A 21142-nucleotide genomic window follows, 5' to 3' on the forward strand; every position below is an offset into this window, starting at 1 on the left:
TCTATCCCCCAAAAAAAACTGCCCCGAATAAACATCCGGAGCAGTGTTTAATATATGGAAAAATACAAAAATTAAAAATTTCAGGGAACAAAAATCACTGCAGGATCGCTCCAGCCGCCTTTTCCCTGTGCATTATTGCCGGCTACTTCTATCCAAACCTGTTGACCTTTTGTGAGTCCGGCTAAAGTGTATTTACTTTTTGTAGGACTTTCAGGGGCATTGTGCCAGTCGGGTGTATTAATGTCGCCATAAGTATAGCGGATACTATATGATGCTACTATTTTTACTTGCGGATGCCAGTGAATATCTACTTCGCCTTCGTCGTCGCCCTGTGTAAGGCTCAGGTCAGAAACTTTGGCAGGAACCGGCTTAGGAGCTCGTTCGTCTCTTATAGGTATTCCCGAGCTTGTAATAATATCCGGATCGCCACCGGATTCATTTTGTACATAACTGCCTTCTAAAGTGAGCCCGTCTTTAAGAGAACCAATAGCCACGTTTGCCTGTATGGTGGCGTTTTCACTTTGCTGCCGCTTATTATTGGCGTTATTCACCTTGGTTTGCGCATTGGTAATTGCTGCGGCAAGGTTAGCAAGTGAAGGGTTGGGAGTTGCAAAGTTTGCATTTCCGGTCATACTGGTTACAATGGTTTGAGCAAAGGCTATAACCTCCTCATTGGTCATTGAACTTAGTTCAAGTTTTACTTGTGCCATGTTAATGGGTTTAGATTGTGAGTTGAATAATCAAACGTATGGCAAAATCCGCAAAAGCGTATTAAAGCGTATTAAAGTGTATGAAAGTTCGTGACAATAGTATATTAGCCTGAAAATCAGGCAAATAACACCATTTTTCCATTAAACAATGTTGTTTTGAGAGTAAGAAAATGATTTTCTTACTGAAGAAAATGAAAATCTTAACTAATCCGGGCAGTTTTTTCCCTAATCCAGCCTCCGGCTTCCGTAATCCGACCTTTGGCTTCCGTAGTTTGGTGGTGGGATTCCGTAATCCGGACTTCGGCTTCCCTAATTCAGACTCTAGCTTCCGTAATCCGGTCTTGGGTTTCCCTAATCTGGAGTTCGGCTTGCGTAATGCGATCTCTGGCTTCCGTAAAATACAGGCTGAATTATGGAAGATTTTTCATGATAACATTTCTTATGAAAATGCAAAATGCAAAATGTACTGATACTTTATTATGCTATAAACATTTTTGCAGGCAATTTTTACCAAACAAAAAAGCACCGAAACTTCCGGTGCTCTTTAAAAATTTGATTAAGTGCGTTTATGCTTTCTCAACAATAAAAAATGGATTCAATAAATTTTCTTTGTTGTAACTCAAATCATTTTCAGCATTAAATATTTTTACTCTTGCGCCTGCTTCTAACACTACTGCATGTCCGGCGGCGGTGTCCCATTCCATTGTAGGTCCCAGGCGAGGATAGACATCTGCTTTCCCTTCGGCAACCAAACAAAATTTTAATGAACTTCCGGCAGGAACAAAATCTACTCTTGCATATTTTGATTCCATATCTTTTAAGTATGCATCAAATTCTGGTGAAGGATGTGAGCGACTTCCAATTAATGCAATCGTATCTGCACGAGGTGTATTAATGCGCAATGTTGTTTCATTATTTTGTTCATCAATTTTAAAAGCACCACTTCCTTGCACTGCATAATACATTTTATTTTGTGCAGGTACACCCACCACTCCCATCACAGGTTTTCCATTATGAATCAACGCAATATTTACTGTGAACTCACCATTCTTTTTAATGAATTCTTTGGTGCCATCTAATGGATCCACCAACCAAAACCAATCCCAATCTTTTCTTGTGCTGTAATCAATAGCTTTATTTTCTTCGGAGATAATTGGAATTTCCGGATAGGATTCTTGTAATCTTTTAATAATAATTTCATTGGCTGCTTTATCGGCTTTTGTTAACGGCGACTTATCACTTTTATCCACCACCGCAAAATCATCGGTATCATAAATTTCCATGATCTTCTCTCCTGCTTCACGAGTGATAGCAATAATTTTTTTTACGTCAATTTTTTCTAACATCATATTTTCTTTTATTAATTGAATACATTTTTTTAAACTCTTTTTCCAATCTTGTAATTGCAAATTTGGAATTGCTTCTGCAGATTTTAAACTCAACACAGAATACGAAGGTCGTGTAGCAGGTGTTGGATATTGTGTTGTAGGAATGGGATTAACTTTACAATTCAATCCGTATTCTTCCATTATACTTTGTGCAAATTGATACCAACTTACTTCACCAGTATTTGCAAAATGATAAATCCCAAATGGTAATTCTTTTTCTGCAAACACAATTTTAAAAATACACTCTGCTAAATCTGCTGCATAAGTTGGTCTGCCTGTTTGATCACTCACCACATTTAATGCATCTTTCTCATTACCCAACCTGATCATCGTCTTCACAAAATTATTTCCATAAGAAGAATACACCCACGATGTTCTTACTAAATATGTTTTGCTATTGAGTGTAAGCGCACGATATTCACCATCTGCTTTTGTTTGTCCATACACACTCAAAGGATCTGTTGTTGTATTTGTTTCGTAAGGCATTTTTGCACTTCCATTAAAAACAAAATCCGTACTGATATGTACTAAAACTGCATTGTGTTTTTCGCAAGCCTTTGCAAGATTTTCCACGCCTGTAACATTTACTGCATATGCTATAGTAGAATCACTTTCCGCTTTATCAACGGCAGTGTATGCAGCACAATTAATACAATCAGTAAAATTATTTTCTGTAAAAAAATCTTGAACTGCTTTTGCATTTGTAATATCCAATTCAGCTACATCCACAAAAACAAAATCAGCTTCGCTATGAAATTTTGATACCACACGAAGTTCATTTCCCAACTGCCCATTTGCACCTGTAACTAATATTTTACGCATCATTAAAACTTGAAATTTAAAGTAGCTTCATTTAATAAAGGAAGATTTTTATCTTTTTCAGAAATCACTAAAACATCATCCGGTAATTGCCAATCAATATTTAATGTGGGATCGTTAAATGCGATTCCACCATCATGTTCTTTAGAATAAAAATTATCACACTTATAAAAAAATTCTGCTGTTTCACTTAACACAACAAAGCCATGCGCAAAACCTTTGGGAATATATAATTGCTTGCGATTATCAGCACTCAGTGCAATACTGTAATGTTCTTTATAAGTTGGAGAACCCAAACGCAAATCAACAGCCACATCCAACACTTCACCCGAAATTACACGCACCAATTTTGCTTGTGCCATGGGTTCTAATTGAAAATGCAATCCACGCAAAACACCGTAAGAAGATTTGCTCTGATTATCCTGCACAAAATTTAAATTGATATTTTTTTCTGCAAAAATATTTGCATTATAACTCTCATAAAAATATCCTCTTTCATCTTCAAACACTTTTGGTTCAAACACAAATAGTCCCGGAATATGTGTATCTATTATTGGCATGTAAGTTTAAATTAATTGATGCAATTAACGATTTGCATATTGTGCTGAGTAATAATTTTTATATGCACCACTGGTAACATTTTGCAACCATTCTGCATTGGCAAGATACCAATCCACTGTTTTTTCCAATCCCTCTTCAAATTGCAAACTCGGTTTCCATCCTAATTCTTTATTCAGTTTTGATGCATCAATTGCATAGCGCATATCATGACCTGCTCTGTCGGTTACATAGGTAATTAATTTCACACTTGTACCTTCCGGGCGGTTTAATTTTTTATCCATGATTTTACATAACACATGAATCAAGTCAATATTTTTCCATTCATTAAATCCACCGATATTATAAGTTTCACCATGCACACCTTTATGAAAAATTAAATCAATTGCCGCAGCATGATCTTCTACCCATAACCAGTCTCTTACATTTTCTCCTTTACCGTAAACAGGAATTGCAATGTTGTTTTTTATATTATGAATTGCGAGCGGAATTAATTTTTCAGGAAATTGATGCGAACCATAATTATTAGAACAATTAGAAATAACCACAGGCAATTTATAAGTATCCGCATACGCTCTTACAAAATGATCGCTCGATGCTTTGGATGCAGAATACGGACTGTGCGGATCATAAGAAGTAGATTCTACAAACAATCCATCTTCACCTAAAGTACCATACACTTCATCGGTAGAAATATGATAAAATAATTTGCCTTCCATATTTTCTTTCCATTGATGACGAGCTGCATTTAATAAATTCACAGTACCCACCACATTAGTCATTACAAACTCAATTGGATTAGAAATACTTCTGTCCACATGCGATTCCGCAGCAAGATGAATTACTGCTTCAAAATTATAATCGGCAAACAGACTTTGAATAAATTGTGCATCTACAATATCACCTTTTATAAATTTATAATTCGCTGCATTTTCGATATCACGCAGATTATCCAGATTGCCTGCATAAGTGAGATTATCCAGATTTATAATGTTATAATCAGGATAATTATTTATCAATCTTCTCACTACATGCGAGCCTATAAATCCGGCACCGCCGGTAACTAAAATATTCTTCACAGATTAAATTGTTTGAAATTCAATAATTGCTTTTGTAATAAAATCCATTTGCTCTGCATCCAATTCAGTATGCATAGGCAATGACAACACTTGTGCAGCAGCTTTTTCACTTACAGGAAAATCACCATCATTATAACCATACCCTTTATATGCGCTGCTAAGATGTAATGGAACAGGATAATAAATCATAGAAGGAATTCCTTTTGATGCAAGATGGTCTTTCAATGCATCACGGTTGTTTTCAACTAAAATTGTATATTGATGAAATACATGATCAGAAAAAGTATTGCGTTTTGGAATTGTAATTCCCGGTACATCTTTCAATTGCAAATCATAATATGCCGCAGCTTGTTGACGCATTTTATTATAGGCATCCAACAGCGGTAATTTCACTTGCAATATCGCAGCCTGCATACTATCCAATCTGGAATTTACACCGATAGAATCATAATAATATTTTACTGATGAACCATGATCGGTAACAATTTTCATTTTCGCAGCTAATGTATCATCATCAGTAAACAACGCACCACCATCACCATAACCACCTAAATTTTTAGTGGGATAAAAAGATGTTGTTCCGATATGTCCGATAGAACCGAGTTTCTTTTTTGTGCCGTTTGTAAATGTATAATTACAACCTATTGCCTGTGCATTATCTTCAATCACAATTAAATTATGTTTCGCAGCTATTTGCATAATTGCTTCCATATTCGCAGCCTGACCAAATAAATGCACCGGGATAATTGCCTTAGTTCGTGATGTTATTTTTGATTCAATTTGAGTTACATCAATATTAAAAGTTTCCGGATCAATATCTACAAATACCGGTTTCATTTTCAAAAGAGCAACTACTTCAACGGTTGCTACAAACGTAAATGGAACAGTAATCACTTCATCACCTGGTTCACAATTTAATGCCATCAAAGCAATCTGTAAAGCATCGGTTCCATTGGCACAAGGCAGACAATGTTTTGCACCTACATACTTACCTAATGCAGTAGAAAAATTTCTTGTGGCAGAACCATTTACGAATTCAGTGGTATCAATAACCTGTTGCAATCCTGCATCCACATCCGATTTTATTTTCAGGTATTGACTGTGGAGATCCACCATCTGTATTTTTTTCATGCATCTGTAATTTTCAGCGGCAAAGATAATCAACACAGTGCGAAGCAATCCCGAACCAAATAATATTAATAGATTTGGTGCGATGTTCAGACAATATATTTTCTTATTTCTATTATCTGCATTTGCAATTCAGGCTTCTGCACAAATCAGTTTAAAGGACTCTATTGTGAAAGCCAGTATTGTAAATATTGATTTGGGTATAGGTTTACCTGCGGGAGATCTTGCGGACAGATTTGGACCGCATTTAATTGTTGGCGGTGGTTATCAGTATAAGTTTGAGAACAATGTATTACTCGGCGGTTCTGCGCATTACATATTTGGAAACACAGTTACTCAGGAAGATTTATTAAGCAATATGCTTATTGATGATAAATATGTAATTGGCAATGATGGATTATTATATACACCTATTGCCGGCGAACAGGGTTTTGATTTTTCGGTGCAGATTGGACAGATTACAAAATTATTTTCGACAAATCCAAATACCGGAGTTACTTGGCTTGTAGGAATTGGTATGTTAGAACATGCAATTTCTATTTATATTGATAAACCATTTGTACCTCAATTATCCAGTGAATATCAAAAGGGTTATGACAGATTAAGCAATGGATTTATGCTCAATCAATATATTGGTTATTATGTGTTCAACAATAAAAACTTTGTAAACTTTCGTGCGGGTGTGGAATTTCAGGAAGCCTTTACAAAAAATCGTAGAGGAATTGATTTTGATACACAGCAAACTGATGATGAAACGCATTTTGATATGATGATTACATTGAAACTCAGTTGGAATTTGTGCATATTTGAAAAACCAAAACGGAGATTCTACATCCCCTGATATGCTATTCATCAGTACTATTTTTTACAATCTGTTTAATGCTAGTTACAATGCTGCAATTCATATTGCATCACTATTTAATCCAAAAGCAAAACAATGGACAAGCGGAAGAAAAAATATATTTAAAAAATTATCCTCTCAATTAAATAATAAATCTTCTCAACGGATTTGGATGCATTGCGCTTCACTCGGTGAGTTTGAACAAGGCAGACCTGTGCTTGAATCATTTAGAAAATCATATCCTGATTATTGTATTGTACTCACATTCTTTTCACCCAGCGGATATGAATTGCGAAAAAATTATTCAGGTGCGGATGTAATCAGTTATTTGCCCGTGGATACAAAACGCAATGCAAAAAAATTTATAGAAATTGTAAATCCACAAATTGCATTATTTGTAAAATATGAATTCTGGTTTCATTATCTCAATACTTTACACAAACAAGAAATTCCTATCCTATTATTTTCATCAATTTTCCGTAAAGAACAAATATTCTTTAAATGGTACGGCATGTTATTCAGAAAAATGCTGGTTTATTTTGATCAGATATTTGTGCAGACAACTGCATCAAAAGAATTATTACAATCAATACATATAATTGCAGAAGTTGCTTCTGATACAAGGTTTGATAGAGTTTACACCATTTCTAATTTACCTGAATCAGATAATAAACTGCAAGAGTTTAAAGGAGATTCTCCTTTGTTTATTGGCGGAAGCACCTGGCCGGTAGATGAGAAAATAATTATTGAAGTATTTAATGTATTTCTAAGACCCAAAAATTTTAAACTTGTAATAGCACCACATGATGTGTCTTTAAAAAACATTGAAAGATTACAATCCTTTTTCGGAAATGATTGTGGTCTATTATCAGAAACAATGGATAAAAACAAATCGGTGTTGATCGTAAATTCAATAGGCAAACTTGCAGAAATATACCGACATGCAAAATATGTTTTTATAGGAGGTGCGTTTGGAAAAGGATTGCATAATGTACTCGAAGCAAGTGTATATGGTAAGCCTGTTTTTTTTGGAGATAACTATCAAAAGTTTAATGAAGCAGTTGAGTTACAAAAAGCAGGTGCAGCATTCTCTATTGAAAATGCAGATCAACTTATAGAATTATTGAAGATGTTAGAATCTGATGAAAAAAAATACAACGCATCTTCTACAGCCGCAAAAACCTATGTTGAAAATAATTTAGGCGGTGCGAGCAAAGTATTTACAGCAATGGTAAAACAACTCGGCTAATAAACTAATCTTGAAATTTTATTTTAATTGCTTCCAAAAATTTATGCATGGCAGCATCTTTATTTTGCCAGTTATAATTAATGGCCAACTCTTTATTAATATACACTTCAGCATCCTGCATAGATGTTAATCCATTTAAAAAACGAATTGCTTTCTCATAAGCAAGCGCATCACTTTTAAATAACTCCTTTATGAAAAAGAATTTTGCATTCAGATCAATTGCAGTGCGTAGGTCATTAGTTTTTTTAGGTTTTATTTTATCGGCAAGTGTTTCTTTTTCTGTTGCTAATTTTTCATTCAGAAAATTTTTTGACTCATGTATTATACTCACTTCTAATTGATTCTCTATGGGAAGTGGAGTTTCTTCAAAATGAAGAATACTTTGAGGTATGTGCGAAATTGTGTTTATAATTTCTTCAATACGCTTATTTTTAATCGCAGCTTCTTCCAATGGAGTTTCTTCTACTATAATTTCTTCGCTGCTGATTGTTTCAGGTGGAAATGCATGTGACTCAATTTTAGTAACAATATCTGGCTCAGGTTTTTCATTTGGCACTTGCACTTCTTTTTCAATTTTTAAATTCAAAGTGATATCATATAATTTGCGCAAATGATCTTTTATCAGATCTGTTTCAATTGCGGAGTTCGGATTAGTTATATCCAGATTATCTATAAGTGATTGAATTTTTTGCAGAAGAATCTTTGCTTCAGAAAGTGAATTTGACATATTTATTTTTATTAAACTAATTTCTCATTAACGTATATTCGCTTCAAAGTTATATTATCCAAAATATGTTTATTGAACCACAATTAACAGGAGAAAAAAGGGGATGGATTGAAGTGATTACCGGAAGTATGTTTTCGGGAAAAACAGAAGAGCTGATACGCAGATTAAAACGTGCCCGTATTGCTAATTTGCGTGTTGAAATTTTTAAACCTTCCATTGATACAAGATATGATAGTGAGAATATTGTTTCCCACGATGAAAATTTAATAGTGTCCACACCTGTTTCACATTCTGCAAATATTATTTTATTCAGCAATCATGTGGATGTTGTTGGCATTGATGAAGCACAATTTTTTGATGATGGAATTATTGATGTCTGCCGCCAACTTGCATTAAAGGGAATTCGTGTTGTGGTAGCGGGCTTAGACATGGACTATCAGGGAAATCCATTTGGACCTGTTCCACATTTACTTGCTATAGCAGATTATATTACTAAGGTGCATGCGATATGTGTGCAATGCGGCAATATTGCAAATTATTCATATCGGTTATCAAAGAGTGATGCTAAAATTTTATTAGGAGAAAAAAAGGAGTATGAACCCAGATGCAGGAATTGCTTTCTTAAATTGAGTTAAGTTACCGATTTATGACCTGCCATCAAATATGTTTTTTTATATTTGTTTTTAAACGAAAAAATTAAATATGAAAAAAATTTATGTACTATTTGCTTGTATACTTGGTGTATATACAATGCAGGCACAAATCTCTTCAGCTGGTGCAGCGGGAGAATATCCTTTAATACCAAGAGCTGATGCAAAGACAGCTACGAAAGCAGAAATAATGGCTATTAAAGGAGATATCACTGGTAGCTCACGTGAGGCTGATCTTACATATTATTGGATCAACTATAATGATGCAATTGATATGGCATTTAATGGTGGCACATTAGAGAATATTAGTTTCCTACCATTGTGGCCTGATTCCACAGTTAAAGTAATTGGTAACGATGCCGGAACACCTTATGAATTTTATTGGTGGGTACATTCCTTTGCTGATATGTTGGACCCAACCTCTTTCTACATTTCTAATTGGGTAGATGATACCTATACTGTAGCTGGCAACTCATCTGATTGGTTTAATAAGGACCATGCTTTCCGTGTTGATTCCGTTAGATTTTATTATTTGTACGAACGCCACGATAATACAGTAACAGATACTTTAAGGGTGTTTGTTATGGGACCTGGTTCTACAGTACATCAATTTAGTACGTTAGGCGATCCGTCTTACCAAGCTGTATATTTCAGATATTGGAAAGAAGAAAACAGACCTAATGGAACTTTCACTGCATATGATATTTTATTGAATGATGCGGATACTGCTTCAATAAATGTAGGTTCAATCCAAATCCCTTTGGATATTTTAATACCCAAGGCACCAACTGGAAACAATAACAAAATATCGATAGCTTTTTCTTACCATCCCGGTCAGGAATATGCTGCAGGAGATACACTTTTGGATTTTAATGATCCCCCACTTGCTGTAAATCAACTTAACTCATTCTGGCTTGCAACTAATGAAGAATATTTTGATGGCTTCCCTACCTCTATGGATGATGGAGCATATAATCAAGCAGGAGCTGCTACAAGTGAAGTACGTTATGGCATCTCAACAACAGGATGGAATGGATATTACGTAAACACTTTTGCATTTCTATCTACTTCATTTGCTTGGGAACATGCTTATATAGATTGGCATTTGGCTCCTGAAGGTGCTAATTTTCAATTTACAACTCCTTCACCTTGTGTAGATCTTACAAAAGAATTTATAGATTTTACAAATTTTATTGATGCCCCAGCTTCTGCATCTTATTTCTGGGATTTTGATGATGGGACCAGTGCATTTGAGCAAAATCCTACACATACATTCCCTTCACCCGGAACTTATCAAGTATGTTTAGTAGCGACAGAAGCATCTGTTTCCTACCAACAATGCAAAAATGTAACTGTTGATTTTTGTTCAGGAACCGGATTTGAATCTTTTGAAACTCTTAGTAATTTCACTATCTATCCGAATCCTGCAAATGATGCAGTAAATATTAATCTGGATTTTACAAATCAAAGTGATGTAGTTATTTCAATTTTCAATGCGCAGGGACAAACGGTTTATTCAGTGAATGCTGATAACATTACCAATTATTCCAAAACCATTGATGTGAGTAGCTTATCGAATGGTTTATATATGGTTCAAATTGCTGAAGGCAATAAATTAACTTCAAAAAATTTCATAATAGCTAGATAATTTTTCAGAGATTATAAAAAGAGCCCTGCCAATGTGCAGGGTTTTTTTTTATGCCATGGTTGCATGAAAATGCTTTTGATTGTTGGCTTTTAATTATTGTCAATAGCTTTTGAAGTTCCTATATTTCATAAGGCAATCTGTTGAAATATCAATATAGTGTCTATGCATCTGTTTTGACAATTACAGATCTATCCTTCACATTTATGCTTTATCAATTTATAACACTTTCATCATAGGTTCTTCGCTGATTTCAATGAAACTCAAAATGTCAATATAGTATTGATTTGAATTTATAAATCTAGTTATAAAAAATAGTATGGTATTAGGATTTTGGAAATACGGACTCCTAATGTGTAATAATTGCATAGCTTAAAGAGTATCTAGTAACAATGATATATAGTTTAATTATTTACTATTTTCTTTGAAAACAATTCTGGTTTATCGTCCAAATTGATAGATAAAAAAAAACCCGGCAATAAGCCGGGTATATATTATTTCTGTAAATAAATTTTAATACACTGATATTTTGACTGATTTTGGATAACCACCATTGGATTCAAAAACCACCAAATAAGTACCCGGTGCTAATGCGCTAACATTTACAGGAAGATTATTTAGTCCTGCAGGATAAGCAATAAAACCAGAGGCACTTTTCAATTCGCCAACCATGCTATAGATTTTCATATTAACTGAAGTAGCCTTGTTTAAATAGATACTCGCAGTTGTATATTCATCTGTAGGGTTAGGAGCTATAGAAATACCGGCAATAATTTCTTCTTGTATAGGACCTATATCAGAACTCACATCATTTGCTTTAGTAAAATCACAAGTCCCTGGAGCAAGGTTAATGGCTCTATAGAAACCACGACCATGTGTGCCAATATAGATAGCAGAGCATGTAAGATCACGTATCCAATCTTCACGAATTTCCATTACAGGAACATTTCCAATCTCTGATGCTTCCTGAGTCCATTCACCACCAAGACTAAGATTATATGACCAAACACCGTATTCAGTTGCTACAATTATCACATCACTATTGTAGGTTTCGATAAGTACATCATATGCTGGAATGTTTGGCAATTGACTCGCAATACCATTAAAAACAGCGCTACTATCAGCTAATGCATTGGTTGAATGAAACACATTTTGATCTACGCCATAACCTCCAATAGATAGAGCTAATTCATTTGGATTATCTCTATTAATACTAATGCCTGTAATTCTTGACCCAAATGATGTGGGATAGAGAAACTGTGTAATTCCTGCTGCAGCAGGATCAAAAACATCACCAATATATTCGTAGTCTGCTGTAAGTATTCCTTCAAAACGATACAGTCTTCCAGACGAAGTACCTACATATAAAATGTCTCCAGTATTATCATATTCGAAAGCCGAAGGAGTACCTAATGTAGTTCCAGTTTGTATCTTATACCAAACAGTTGGTTCTGTGGAGTTCAACAGAGCACCATCGGTAATCCAAACATTAGCCCCTGAGGCAAAATACAATCTGCTTTCTTGAATATTATCTTTTGATAATTCAATATCTCTTCCTTCATAGGTAACTACATCACCGATAGAATAGAAATTTCCACTACCTAAAGGATATTCCACAGAGCCGTCTTCATCTAAAATGCCTTCGAAAGTGTGATACAAATTCCAATTCTCCCAAATTTTCCATTCAGCTACAAATTCTCCCCCACCATCTGGAGCGCCATCTTGGCTACAACCGCTGCCACCGCCACCGGTGTAGTCTATATGACAATCAAATATATTTGAGTTGGACAAACCTCCATTTACAGAGCGTCTTAAATTACCACCATTCGCACCTCCTGTAGGCGGAAACGAAGCATAACATCCAAAAAGATATTCAGGACGTATTTTAGAAACATGAGCACGTCCGCCATCACCGCCGACAACTTCAATTCCTTCTAATGTACTATTTCCTAAAAAATTTGTAAAAAATGTGCCGTTATCTTGCGATCCTCCAATAACTTCCCCATAATAACCAACAGCAACTCCATTGGCTTGATAGGTTCCATAACCTTTATTCATAGTAGCAAAATCCGGATAGGAGGACAATGCATTTGTTGTTCTGGAAATTCCACCATCATTACCGTAATACATAATATTTGCATCGTTTGGATTAAACACGATAACATGTTGATCAGCATGCATATATTTTGAAAAGTAAGTAGGATAACCAGAACTTGTCATAGCAGTCCAGCTACCTCCATCTTTCCATGTGAATGCTTGTACAGAACCACCAATATAAACTCTATCCTTATCATTAGGATTTACGGCTATAACAAGGTTATATCCACCTTGATCTCCAGGTGGGTTAAACAAAGAGCTTGCTTCTGGTGATATGGCAACGAAACTCATTCCCTTATCTTTTGAGCGATAAATACCTTTAAGTTGTTGGTCTGATTTCGCTGCATAGGCATATACATAATTAGGATCAGATGGTGCTACTGCAATGGTAACTCTACTTAAACCACTAATTGGTAAACCTTCACCATACAAATCTAAAGTATAGGGGTCTGTATTGGATACGCTGCGATAATAACGATTAGAATAAATTGCATGAATATATCCTTCTGAATCAAACATTGCTTCTTGTGCTTCAGAAGAGCTCATTAATCCACCAGTAACTAAAGAGGTACAAGCTGTCCATGAAGCACCTTTATCAGTAGAATAATATAAACCTTTATTTTGTCCGGCGACTAGAGTATTTTCATCACCAGGTTTTGTACTTAATCGATATACATAAGCCCAACTAGCAGAAGAAGTGCTTCCTATAACTCCAGGTGTAGGTTCAGTTGCATCCAGCAAAGTAAATGTAGTACCACCATCGGTTGATTTATAAATTCCATTTCCTACAAAAGCATGCGTAAAAGGTGATGAAGAGCCATCATAATATCCTGTATTGCTTTCTCCGGTTCCTAAATATAAATCTCCATTATCTGCTAATGCGATTGTTCCAACCAATAAAGAACCTAAATCTTGATTTCCTAAAGCTGGATACCAGTCTTGCCCGGCATTATCAGAAATAAATAATCCCCCACTAATACCACCTGCATACATGCGGTTAGTATTTAAAGGGTCAATTACCAAAGCCCTTGTGCGACCTCCCTGATTGTTTGGCCCCATAAAATCCCAATCCAGGCTTAATAAACTTCCCCCACGGGTAGAGTGGTTTGCATGATAGGCTTCTACCTGACGACGTCCTTCTAAAATATCATCCATTGTCAAAGTGCCCGTAGCAGGATTCTTTCGAAGTTCAAAAAGCCATTCGTAATAACCTTTCATACCGGCTTTTTCCTCCAATTCTTTTTGTTGTTCCTCGGCGCTTTCATTGCCTTCATAGTAAAAGGACTCAGTAAAATACCAAACTGCAAAAGCTCCTATTGCAATAAATAATGCTGAAATCGTGTACCATCTTTTCATTTAGAATAAATTTTGGGTGAAAAATAATAAATTTATTAATCAAATATTAACAGTTTTTCACTTTTGACCAGACATTTACAATAAATGTCGCTCTGCGTGATAGGAAGATCTGACCAAAGCACCGCTTTCTACATACTTAAATCCTTTGCTCAAACCGATTTCCTTATATTTTAAAAATATATCTGGATGTACATACTCCTGCACATTTAAATGCATTTTTGTTGGTTGTAAGTATTGACCAATTGTAAGAATATCGCATCCGTGAGATATAAGATCATCCATTGTTGAAAAAACTTCTTCTTCTTTTTCTCCAAGTCCAACCATTATTCCACTTTTAGTCCGTTTGCCAAAGTCTTTGGTGCGATTTATTTGTTCAAGACTGCGCTCGTATTTTGCTTGCGGTCTAACAAGTCTATAAAGTCGTTTCACTGTTTCCATATTATGAGAAACAATATCTTGTCCGGGATTAATCATTGTTATTAAGGCGTCCCAATTTGCTTTTACATCGGGGATTAATGTTTCAATGGTTACAAGTGGAGTTAATTCTTTGATTTTTACTACAGTGCTATTCCAGACTGATGCACCACGATCTGCAAGTTCATCCCTATTTACTGAAGTAATAACTGCATGCTTCACTCCCATTAACATAATTGCTTCGGCGACTCTGGCCGGTTCATCCAAATCTAATTCCGTTGGCCTGCCGGTAGCAACGGCACAAAAAGAACAGGATCGTGTACAAATATTGCCAAGTATCATAAATGTTGCTGTGCCTGCACCCCAGCATTCGCCCATGTTAGGGCAGCTTCCACTTTCACAAATGGTGTGCAGCTTATAACTATCCACCAATCCACGCACCTTCTTATAGTTTTCCCCTGTGGGCAATTTCACTTTTAGCCAAGGTGGTTTGCGATTTACTGCTGGCGTTTGTTGTTCTTTATTATTTACAATAGGAAGTTCAATCATAATTAAATCTTATTACCATTTTCGTCCGAACTGCACACTCAGATACAAGTACACAAAATAAGGTTTGTTAGTTTCAAGTATCATCATCGGCACATCCTTAATATACACTTCAGTGCCGATTCCTACTTCAAGCGATTTTACATAATCATCATAAGAAGCCCAGTCAAAATTTAAACCTGCTTTACCAAATGCTCCGGGTATAATTGAAATATCTCCGAATCCTTTCATAAACCCCGAATAACCATAAATACTTGTAGCATCTAAAAAATACGATTCATTTGCCGGAGAATATTTTTCTGTTGACAGATATAATGCACCATCCTGATTTTTTAAAACTTCCAGATAATAAGGTTTTACAATTCCAATGGATGGGCCAATTGCATAATCAAAATTTACTTCAAATCCACTCTTTTCTGCTTTTTGACCAATGAGATATTTATTGCCATAAGCAACCTTCGCATTGAAAAAGCTATTTTGCTTTCCATAAATAAACGGTCGTGGTGAGCTATAAGAAAGTGAAAAATTATATTCGTTTATTTTCTTTAATTCCTTGGGGTTTTTCATAAACATAATTTCAAAATAGTATAATCTTTTTTTGTCCATGTTTACCCGTTTGGTAAGATCTCCAAACATTCCCCATCCGGATGTTGTCAATTTTGCCCCTACACTAAATTCTGAATTATAAACTAATCCTTTTGCTTTGGAAGCACTACCTTGATTCATCACAATAGCCTTACTACCTGCCTGCGAAATTTTTATAGTTGTATCCTGCTGCCCATTGGAAATTGATGCAGCAAATAATAGAATAATTAAAAGGGGTTTTAATTTCATTTAAGTTGTTTTACGAAGATATGTTTAATCTTTGTATTCATCAAACTACTACATGTCATGATTGTTTCAAAAGTAATCTATACCGGAGATTTAAGAACTGAAGCCACTCACCTAAAATCAGGAATTAAATTAATAACTGACGCCCCTCTTGATAATCAAGGTAAGGGTGAAGCATTTTCTCCCACAGATTTAATGTCAACATCGTTAGCCACTTGTATGCTCACAATCATGGGTATAGCTGCAAGAACACATCATATTTTTATGGATGGCACTACTGTGGAAGTAAAGAAAATAATGGCTGAAAATCCCCGGCGCATTTCAGAAATTCACACACTTTTACAAATCCCGGATAACAGTCTTACTGATAAACAAAAAGCTATTTTAGAAAATGCCGCAACCACCTGCCCGGTTATGTTGAGTTTGCATCCTGATATAAAAAAGGTAATTACTTTTAATTATCTGAAATAGATAATTGATTCAATACTTCATTTGCATTGATATGGGAATGAGAAGCATGATATACAATTTTTCCATTTTTAATCAATAGAAGTTGTGGAGATTCATGGGTTATCTGATGTTGTTCTGCTATATAATTTGAAACTTTTCTATCAGCTCTTACATTCACCATTGTCAGATTTATTTCATTAGTAGGATGAATGTCCTTTTCAAATCTTCTAAGTGCCATTGAACTGATTCCACATGAACGGCTGTGCTTAAATATAATAAGTGGTTTATCAAAAGACTCCCGAATTAGTTCTTCATATTGATCGGTAGATGTAATATTCTTCCAATCTATCATACTCAGGAAGCAAGTTCCATGAATGGACTTGTTGCTTGTGTTATTTTATTTGGGCAGCCTTCCCGGTGACAAGATGTTAATGAAACACCTATAGTACCTGCTATTGCGATTAATACAAATACTTTGCGAATTGATGATACGATTTTCATTGATTTTTTTTAGAGTAACTGAACCTGATTGGACAAAATTAACTTCAAACTTTCAATCTGTAACGAAAATGTGTCATAATTATTTATCAATATGCTACTTATTCTTGAAGATATGTAAAAAAAATTAGCTGTATTTTACTAAAATTACCCCCTATGAATATTCACTTAATAGCAATTGGAGGTGCGGTAATGCACAACCTCGGAATTGCCTTAGCTAAAAAAGGCTACAATGTTTCAGGTTCTGATGATGAAATTTTCGAACCTTCCCGTTCCAGATTATTACAATATGGTTTGTTGCCGGAAACACCGGGTTGGTTTCCTGAAAAAATAAATCAGCGTCTGGATGCAGTTATTCTGGGAATGCATGCAAGGGCAGATAATCCTGAATTACTAAAATCTAAAGAATTAGGGCTGCATGTATATAGTTTTCCTGAATACATCTTCAATCAATCGGAAACAAAAAAAAGAGTGGTAGTGTGCGGCAGTCATGGTAAAACATCAATCACTTCCATGATTATGCATTGTTTAAAACAATCTTCTTTTGATTTTGATTATTTAGTTGGTGCTCAATTAAAAGGTTTTGAGACGATGGTACAACTTAGTGATGCTCCTGTTATAATTATTGAAGGTGATGAATATTTTGCTTCACCTTTGGACCAGCGACCTAAATTTTTACATTACAAACCACATATCACTGTACTCAGCGGTATTGCCTGGGACCATTTTAATGTATTTCCAACATGGGAAAGTTATCTTGATCAATTCCGGCAATTACTATTAAGCATGAATAAAGAAAGTGTATTGATTTATAATGCAGACGATAAAAATATTCTACAGTTAATAGAAGAAGTAAACCCCAATTTCAAAACAATCCCCTACTCCGTGCCGCAATATCATGTATCCGGAAATCATACAACAATTGAAGTCGATAACAATACATTTAATTTAAATGTATTTGGAAAACATAACATGGAGAATATGGCAGGTGCAGCTCAAGTATGTGAATTATTAAATATTGGAAAAACCACATTTTATAAAAACATGCAAAACTTTGAAGGTGCTGCCCGCAGATTAGAAGTATTATATCAAACTGATTCAAAAATAGTTTTCAGAGATTTTGCGCATTCACCATCTAAAGTGAAAGCAACTATTGATGCAGTGAAAGAACAATACCCGGAAAAGAAATTAATTGCCTGTCTTGAATTACATACTTACAGCAGTTTAAATAAAAATTTCTTGCCTAATTATGCTAATACTATGCTTGCTGCAAATGAGCGAATTGTCTATTTCAACCCTCATACTCTTGACATAAAAAAACTCCCATCATTAAGTAAATCCGACATGCAGGGCTTTTTTAACGACACTGATTTAATGGTGATAAACAATTCTGAATCTTTATTACAATCATTAAAAAACGCAATCACTGACAACACTTGTTTATTACTTATGAGCTCGGGCAATTTTAATAATTTGAATTTTGAGCAATTAATTTGATTTTTGCAACTATGCTCCACTTAGATAAACCCTTTGTTTTTATAGATCTTGAAACCACTGGAATTAATGTGGCAACCGATCGCATTATTGAAATAAGTATGTTGAAGATACTTCCTGGCGGAAATCAGGAAGTAAAAACATATCGCATTAATCCGGGTATTCCGATACCCGCTGACTCTACTGCAATTCATGGAATAACGGATGCCGATTTAAAAGACGCACCTCGTTTTGAAAAGGTAGCAACTGAAATTCGTGATTTTATTGGCAATGCAGATTTGGGTGGGTATAATTCCAATAAGTTTGATATCCCTTTATTGATTGAAGAATTTTTAAGAGCGGATATCGGCTTTGATGATGAGCGCAGATATGTGGATGTGATGCGCATTTTTACACTCATGGAAAAACGCACTCTTGAAGCTGCTTATAAATTTTTCTGCAATAAAGAATTGGAAAATGCACATAGTGCAGAGGCAGATGTAAAAGCAACTTACGAAGTTCTTCTCGGACAAATAGATCGCTATAAAGATGATTTGAAAAATGATATTTCTTTTTTACATGAGTTTAGCAAGGATGGCGATTTTGTGGACACCGGAAGAAGAATGATTTATAAAGATGGTAAGGAGTATTTTAATTTTGGAAAATATAATGGTCGCTTAGTTGAAGAAATTTTTCAGAAGGAACCACAGTATTTTGATTGGATAATAAATAATGATTTCCCTTTGCATACCAAACTGAAATTAAAAATGATGAAGCTCAGATTTAAGCAATCCAAAACACGCAATTAGTTTGACTAAGTCAATAGTTATAATACCCACCTATAACGAACAGGAAAATATAGCTGGAATAATTCGTGCGGTAATGTCATTACCCGAACAATTCAATGTGCTGATTATTGATGATAATTCTGCGGATGGTACATCAGTTACTGTTGAAAATTTACAATCAGAATTTATAAACAGATTGCATTTAATAAAACGTGCTGGTAAGTTAGGATTAGGTACTGCATATATTCTTGGATTCAAATGGGCATTAGAACATGGTTATGAATATATCATGGAAATGGATGCAGATTTTTCTCACAATCCCGCTGATCTTTCCAGATTGTTACATGCATGTCAACATCATGCAGATCTGGTAGTTGGCTCTCGTTATGTGAAGGGAGGTAAGGTTGAAAATTGGCCATCGAATAGAATCTTTATTTCTAAAGGTGCATCTATTTATGTAAGAATGATTACGGGTATGCCGGTGCATGATACCACTGCAGGATTTGTTTGTTACAAGCGTATTGTGTTAGACAATATAGATCTTGATAAAATACAATTTATCGGATATGCATTTCAAATAGAAATGAAATTTGCTGCATGGCGATGTGGCTTTAAACTCAAAGAAATTCCTATAACTTTTAAAGACCGTGAAAAAGGAACTTCGAAAATGAGTAAAGGAATTGTGAAAGAAGCAGTAATCGGTGTATTAAAAATGAAATGGAATAGTTTGTTTAATAATTATAGAAAGCACAGTGAAAACTAATCTTCGCCTTAAACGTCAACGCAACAGATCTAAGAAAAAAAAGGTAGGCCTGCCTCCAGGCTCGTTGATCTACACGGGCACACAGAAGATGGATCATGTAAAAATTACTGCATTTATTTTTGATGAAACATCTTATGAAGAAAAAATAATTAAGCAAAAAGAATTAGAACAATTACAAATTCCGGATGATAAATTAGTGTGGGTAAATATTGATGGATTGCATGATATTCCTTTGATGGAAGCTATTGCTAAAAAATTCAATTTACATGGTCTGGTAATGGAAGACATTTTAAATGTGTATCAATTTCCAAAAATAGATGCACATCAGAAATCAGGTATATTATTTCTTGCATTAAATGAATTTAATATGCCTGAGCAATCGCAGGTAATTGAAACAGATCAGATAAGTATTATTTTATCAAAAAATATTTTGCTTACTTTTCAAGAAAGAGAAAGCGAAATTTTTAACCCGGTAATTCAAAGATTACAATCCGGCAATTCAAGAGTTAGAAAATTAGGAACCGGATATTTATGCTACGCTCTCTTAGATACTTTAATTGATAGCTATGGTGAGGCATTAGAAAAATTTGACGATGATTTTTATGCTTTGGAAGATGATATATTAGGCAAGCCCGATGTAAATCAATTGCATAATATTCATCGGTTAAATAAAAATATGATTGCAATACGGAAAGCTGCTGCACCTGTAAAAGAAATAATTGCTGGTATGCTTAAAATTGAGGATGATATAATCTCTGAAGAACTATATGTATATCTGAGAGATATTCAAGATCATATTATTAAAGTGATTGCTACAATTGATTCTGATCGGGAATCTTTAACCAACATGATTAATATCAATCTCTCCAATCAGAGTACAAAGATGAATGAAACCATAAAGGTGCTCACTATCATTTCTACCATCTTTATTCCACTCTCTTTTATAGCTGGTATCTATGGAATGAATTTTACAAATATGCCTGAACTGGAAACCAGAAACGGCTACTTCATTTTATTATCAATTATGGCAGTGGTAGTAATTGCGCAACTAATTTATTATCGCTACAAGCGTTGGCTATAAATAAAAGCGCTGCAACCAATGATTGCAGCACCCTAATTCCATACTTCGGTG

Annotated in this window: 21 protein-coding genes and 1 pseudogene; 10 read left to right on the top strand and 12 right to left on the bottom strand. The window is 34.9% G+C overall.

What is annotated here, in order from left to right; all coding sequences use genetic code 11:
- Positions 1–80 precede the first annotated feature (80 nt).
- A complete protein-coding gene (locus IPN31_12360) occupies positions 81–710 on the bottom strand; it encodes a fibronectin type III domain-containing protein (GenBank protein ID MBK8682665.1) in 630 nt (209 codons plus the stop codon).
- 191 nt (positions 711–901) lie between these two features.
- Between IPN31_12360 and IPN31_12365 the strand changes: the two genes are divergently transcribed.
- Positions 902–1180, top strand: a complete 279-nt coding sequence (locus IPN31_12365) for a hypothetical protein (protein ID MBK8682666.1) — start codon at positions 902–904, stop codon at positions 1178–1180.
- Between the two features lie 96 nt (positions 1181–1276).
- Here the strand turns inward: IPN31_12365 and cysQ are convergent, their stop codons facing one another.
- The 5 genes and pseudogenes from cysQ to IPN31_12390 form a co-directional block, all read right to left on the bottom strand.
- Positions 1277–2056: a 3'(2'),5'-bisphosphate nucleotidase CysQ gene (cysQ, locus tag IPN31_12370; GenBank protein MBK8682667.1), complete on the bottom strand. Its 780-nt coding sequence runs from the start codon at positions 2054–2056 to the stop codon at positions 1277–1279.
- Positions 2057–2062: 6 nt separating this feature from the next.
- Positions 2063–2920: pseudogene (rfbD, locus tag IPN31_12375) on the bottom strand (dTDP-4-dehydrorhamnose reductase).
- A gap of 2 nt (positions 2921–2922) precedes the next feature.
- The gene (rfbC, locus tag IPN31_12380; protein ID MBK8682668.1) at positions 2923–3477 is read right to left on the bottom strand and encodes a dTDP-4-dehydrorhamnose 3,5-epimerase; all 555 of its coding nucleotides are present in this window, start codon (positions 3475–3477) and stop codon (positions 2923–2925) included.
- 24 nt (positions 3478–3501) lie between these two features.
- Positions 3502–4554 carry a dTDP-glucose 4,6-dehydratase gene (gene rfbB / locus IPN31_12385; GenBank protein ID MBK8682669.1) on the bottom strand — a complete coding sequence of 351 codons (1053 nt, stop codon included), beginning with the start codon at positions 4552–4554 and terminating at the stop codon, positions 3502–3504.
- A gap of 3 nt (positions 4555–4557) precedes the next feature.
- The gene (locus IPN31_12390; protein ID MBK8682670.1) at positions 4558–5685 is read right to left on the bottom strand and encodes a DegT/DnrJ/EryC1/StrS family aminotransferase; all 1128 of its coding nucleotides are present in this window, start codon (positions 5683–5685) and stop codon (positions 4558–4560) included.
- 37 nt (positions 5686–5722) lie between these two features.
- Here IPN31_12390 and IPN31_12395 point away from each other — a divergent pair, with 37 nt between their 5' ends.
- Positions 5723–6523, top strand: coding sequence for a hypothetical protein (locus tag IPN31_12395; protein MBK8682671.1), 801 nt, complete (start codon positions 5723–5725; stop codon positions 6521–6523).
- On the top strand, positions 6489–7772 hold the full coding sequence (locus tag IPN31_12400) for a 3-deoxy-D-manno-octulosonic acid transferase (GenBank protein MBK8682672.1): 1284 nt from the start codon (positions 6489–6491) through the stop codon (positions 7770–7772). The genes IPN31_12395 and IPN31_12400 overlap by 35 nt, the downstream gene beginning before the upstream one ends.
- Before the next feature lie 4 nt (positions 7773–7776).
- On the opposite strand, the gene IPN31_12405 is transcribed toward IPN31_12400, so the two are convergent.
- Positions 7777–8499: a hypothetical protein gene (locus IPN31_12405; GenBank protein MBK8682673.1), complete on the bottom strand. Its 723-nt coding sequence runs from the start codon at positions 8497–8499 to the stop codon at positions 7777–7779.
- 65 nt (positions 8500–8564) lie between these two features.
- On the opposite strand from IPN31_12405, the gene IPN31_12410 reads away from it, so the two are divergent.
- Positions 8565–9134, top strand: coding sequence for a thymidine kinase (locus tag IPN31_12410; GenBank protein MBK8682674.1), 570 nt, complete (start codon positions 8565–8567; stop codon positions 9132–9134).
- A 67-nt stretch (positions 9135–9201) separates the two neighbouring features.
- Entirely contained in the window at positions 9202–10797 is a 1596-nt protein-coding gene (locus tag IPN31_12415) for a T9SS type A sorting domain-containing protein (protein ID MBK8682675.1), read from the top strand.
- A gap of 510 nt (positions 10798–11307) precedes the next feature.
- Here IPN31_12415 and IPN31_12420 read toward each other — a convergent pair.
- From IPN31_12420 to IPN31_12430, 3 genes are all read right to left on the bottom strand, one after another.
- On the bottom strand, positions 11308–14247 hold the full coding sequence (locus tag IPN31_12420) for a T9SS type A sorting domain-containing protein (GenBank protein ID MBK8682676.1): 2940 nt from the start codon (positions 14245–14247) through the stop codon (positions 11308–11310).
- A 75-nt stretch (positions 14248–14322) separates the two neighbouring features.
- Positions 14323–15210, bottom strand: a complete 888-nt coding sequence (gene lipA, locus IPN31_12425; protein MBK8682677.1) for a lipoyl synthase — start codon at positions 15208–15210, stop codon at positions 14323–14325.
- A gap of 12 nt (positions 15211–15222) precedes the next feature.
- The gene (locus IPN31_12430; GenBank protein MBK8682678.1) at positions 15223–16041 is read right to left on the bottom strand and encodes a hypothetical protein; all 819 of its coding nucleotides are present in this window, start codon (positions 16039–16041) and stop codon (positions 15223–15225) included.
- Positions 16042–16098: 57 nt separating this feature from the next.
- Between IPN31_12430 and IPN31_12435 the strand changes: the two genes are divergently transcribed.
- The gene (locus IPN31_12435; protein ID MBK8682679.1) at positions 16099–16509 is read left to right on the top strand and encodes an OsmC family protein; all 411 of its coding nucleotides are present in this window, start codon (positions 16099–16101) and stop codon (positions 16507–16509) included.
- Here the strand turns inward: IPN31_12435 and ytxJ are convergent.
- Complete coding sequence (gene ytxJ, locus IPN31_12440) at positions 16493–16840, bottom strand: bacillithiol system redox-active protein YtxJ (GenBank protein MBK8682680.1); 348 nt, start codon at positions 16838–16840, stop codon at positions 16493–16495. The genes IPN31_12435 and ytxJ overlap by 17 nt on opposite strands.
- Before the next feature lie 2 nt (positions 16841–16842).
- Complete coding sequence (locus IPN31_12445) at positions 16843–16989, bottom strand: hypothetical protein (protein ID MBK8682681.1); 147 nt, start codon at positions 16987–16989, stop codon at positions 16843–16845.
- A 153-nt stretch (positions 16990–17142) separates the two neighbouring features.
- Here IPN31_12445 and IPN31_12450 point away from each other — a divergent pair, with 153 nt between their 5' ends.
- The 4 genes from IPN31_12450 to corA are packed head-to-tail and all read left to right on the top strand — an operon-like array spanning position 17143 to position 21091.
- A complete protein-coding gene (locus IPN31_12450) occupies positions 17143–18483 on the top strand; it encodes a peptidoglycan synthetase (GenBank protein MBK8682682.1) in 1341 nt (446 codons plus the stop codon).
- Between the two features lie 11 nt (positions 18484–18494).
- A complete protein-coding gene (locus IPN31_12455) occupies positions 18495–19268 on the top strand; it encodes a 3'-5' exonuclease (protein MBK8682683.1) in 774 nt (257 codons plus the stop codon).
- The gene (locus IPN31_12460; protein MBK8682684.1) at positions 19264–20010 is read left to right on the top strand and encodes a polyprenol monophosphomannose synthase; all 747 of its coding nucleotides are present in this window, start codon (positions 19264–19266) and stop codon (positions 20008–20010) included. Before IPN31_12455 ends, IPN31_12460 begins: the two co-directional genes overlap by 5 nt.
- Positions 20000–21091, top strand: coding sequence for a magnesium/cobalt transporter CorA (gene corA / locus IPN31_12465; GenBank protein ID MBK8682685.1), 1092 nt, complete (start codon positions 20000–20002; stop codon positions 21089–21091). The genes IPN31_12460 and corA overlap by 11 nt, the downstream gene beginning before the upstream one ends.
- Positions 21092–21142 lie beyond the last annotated feature (51 nt).

It is taken from the genome of Bacteroidota bacterium, from assembly GCA_016715425.1.
Classification (GTDB): Bacteria; Bacteroidota; Bacteroidia; order Chitinophagales; family BACL12; genus JADKAC01.

Excerpts from the sequence above, each read along its gene's own strand:
- ytxJ (MBK8682680.1), bottom strand. The coding sequence starts at position 16,840 with ATGATAGATTGGAAGAATATTACATCTACCGATCAATATGAAGAACTA.
- IPN31_12445 (MBK8682681.1), bottom strand. The coding sequence starts at position 16,989 with ATGAAAATCGTATCATCAATTCGCAAAGTATTTGTATTAATCGCAATA.
- IPN31_12390 (MBK8682670.1), bottom strand. The coding sequence starts at position 5,685 with ATGAAAAAAATACAGATGGTGGATCTCCACAGTCAATACCTGAAAATA.
- IPN31_12435 (MBK8682679.1), top strand. The coding sequence starts at position 16,099 with ATGATTGTTTCAAAAGTAATCTATACCGGAGATTTAAGAACTGAAGCC.
- IPN31_12430 (MBK8682678.1), bottom strand. The coding sequence starts at position 16,041 with ATGAAATTAAAACCCCTTTTAATTATTCTATTATTTGCTGCATCAATT.
- IPN31_12420 (MBK8682676.1), bottom strand. The coding sequence starts at position 14,247 with ATGAAAAGATGGTACACGATTTCAGCATTATTTATTGCAATAGGAGCT.
- IPN31_12450 (MBK8682682.1), top strand. The coding sequence starts at position 17,143 with ATGAATATTCACTTAATAGCAATTGGAGGTGCGGTAATGCACAACCTC.
- IPN31_12405 (MBK8682673.1), bottom strand. The coding sequence starts at position 8,499 with ATGTCAAATTCACTTTCTGAAGCAAAGATTCTTCTGCAAAAAATTCAA.
- IPN31_12415 (MBK8682675.1), top strand. The coding sequence starts at position 9,202 with ATGAAAAAAATTTATGTACTATTTGCTTGTATACTTGGTGTATATACA.
- IPN31_12410 (MBK8682674.1), top strand. The coding sequence starts at position 8,565 with ATGTTTATTGAACCACAATTAACAGGAGAAAAAAGGGGATGGATTGAA.
- IPN31_12455 (MBK8682683.1), top strand. The coding sequence starts at position 18,495 with ATGCTCCACTTAGATAAACCCTTTGTTTTTATAGATCTTGAAACCACT.
- IPN31_12360 (MBK8682665.1), bottom strand. The coding sequence starts at position 710 with ATGGCACAAGTAAAACTTGAACTAAGTTCAATGACCAATGAGGAGGTT.
- rfbC (MBK8682668.1), bottom strand. The coding sequence starts at position 3,477 with ATGCCAATAATAGATACACATATTCCGGGACTATTTGTGTTTGAACCA.
- IPN31_12365 (MBK8682666.1), top strand. The coding sequence starts at position 902 with ATGAAAATCTTAACTAATCCGGGCAGTTTTTTCCCTAATCCAGCCTCC.
- cysQ (MBK8682667.1), bottom strand. The coding sequence starts at position 2,056 with ATGTTAGAAAAAATTGACGTAAAAAAAATTATTGCTATCACTCGTGAA.
- lipA (MBK8682677.1), bottom strand. The coding sequence starts at position 15,210 with ATGATTGAACTTCCTATTGTAAATAATAAAGAACAACAAACGCCAGCA.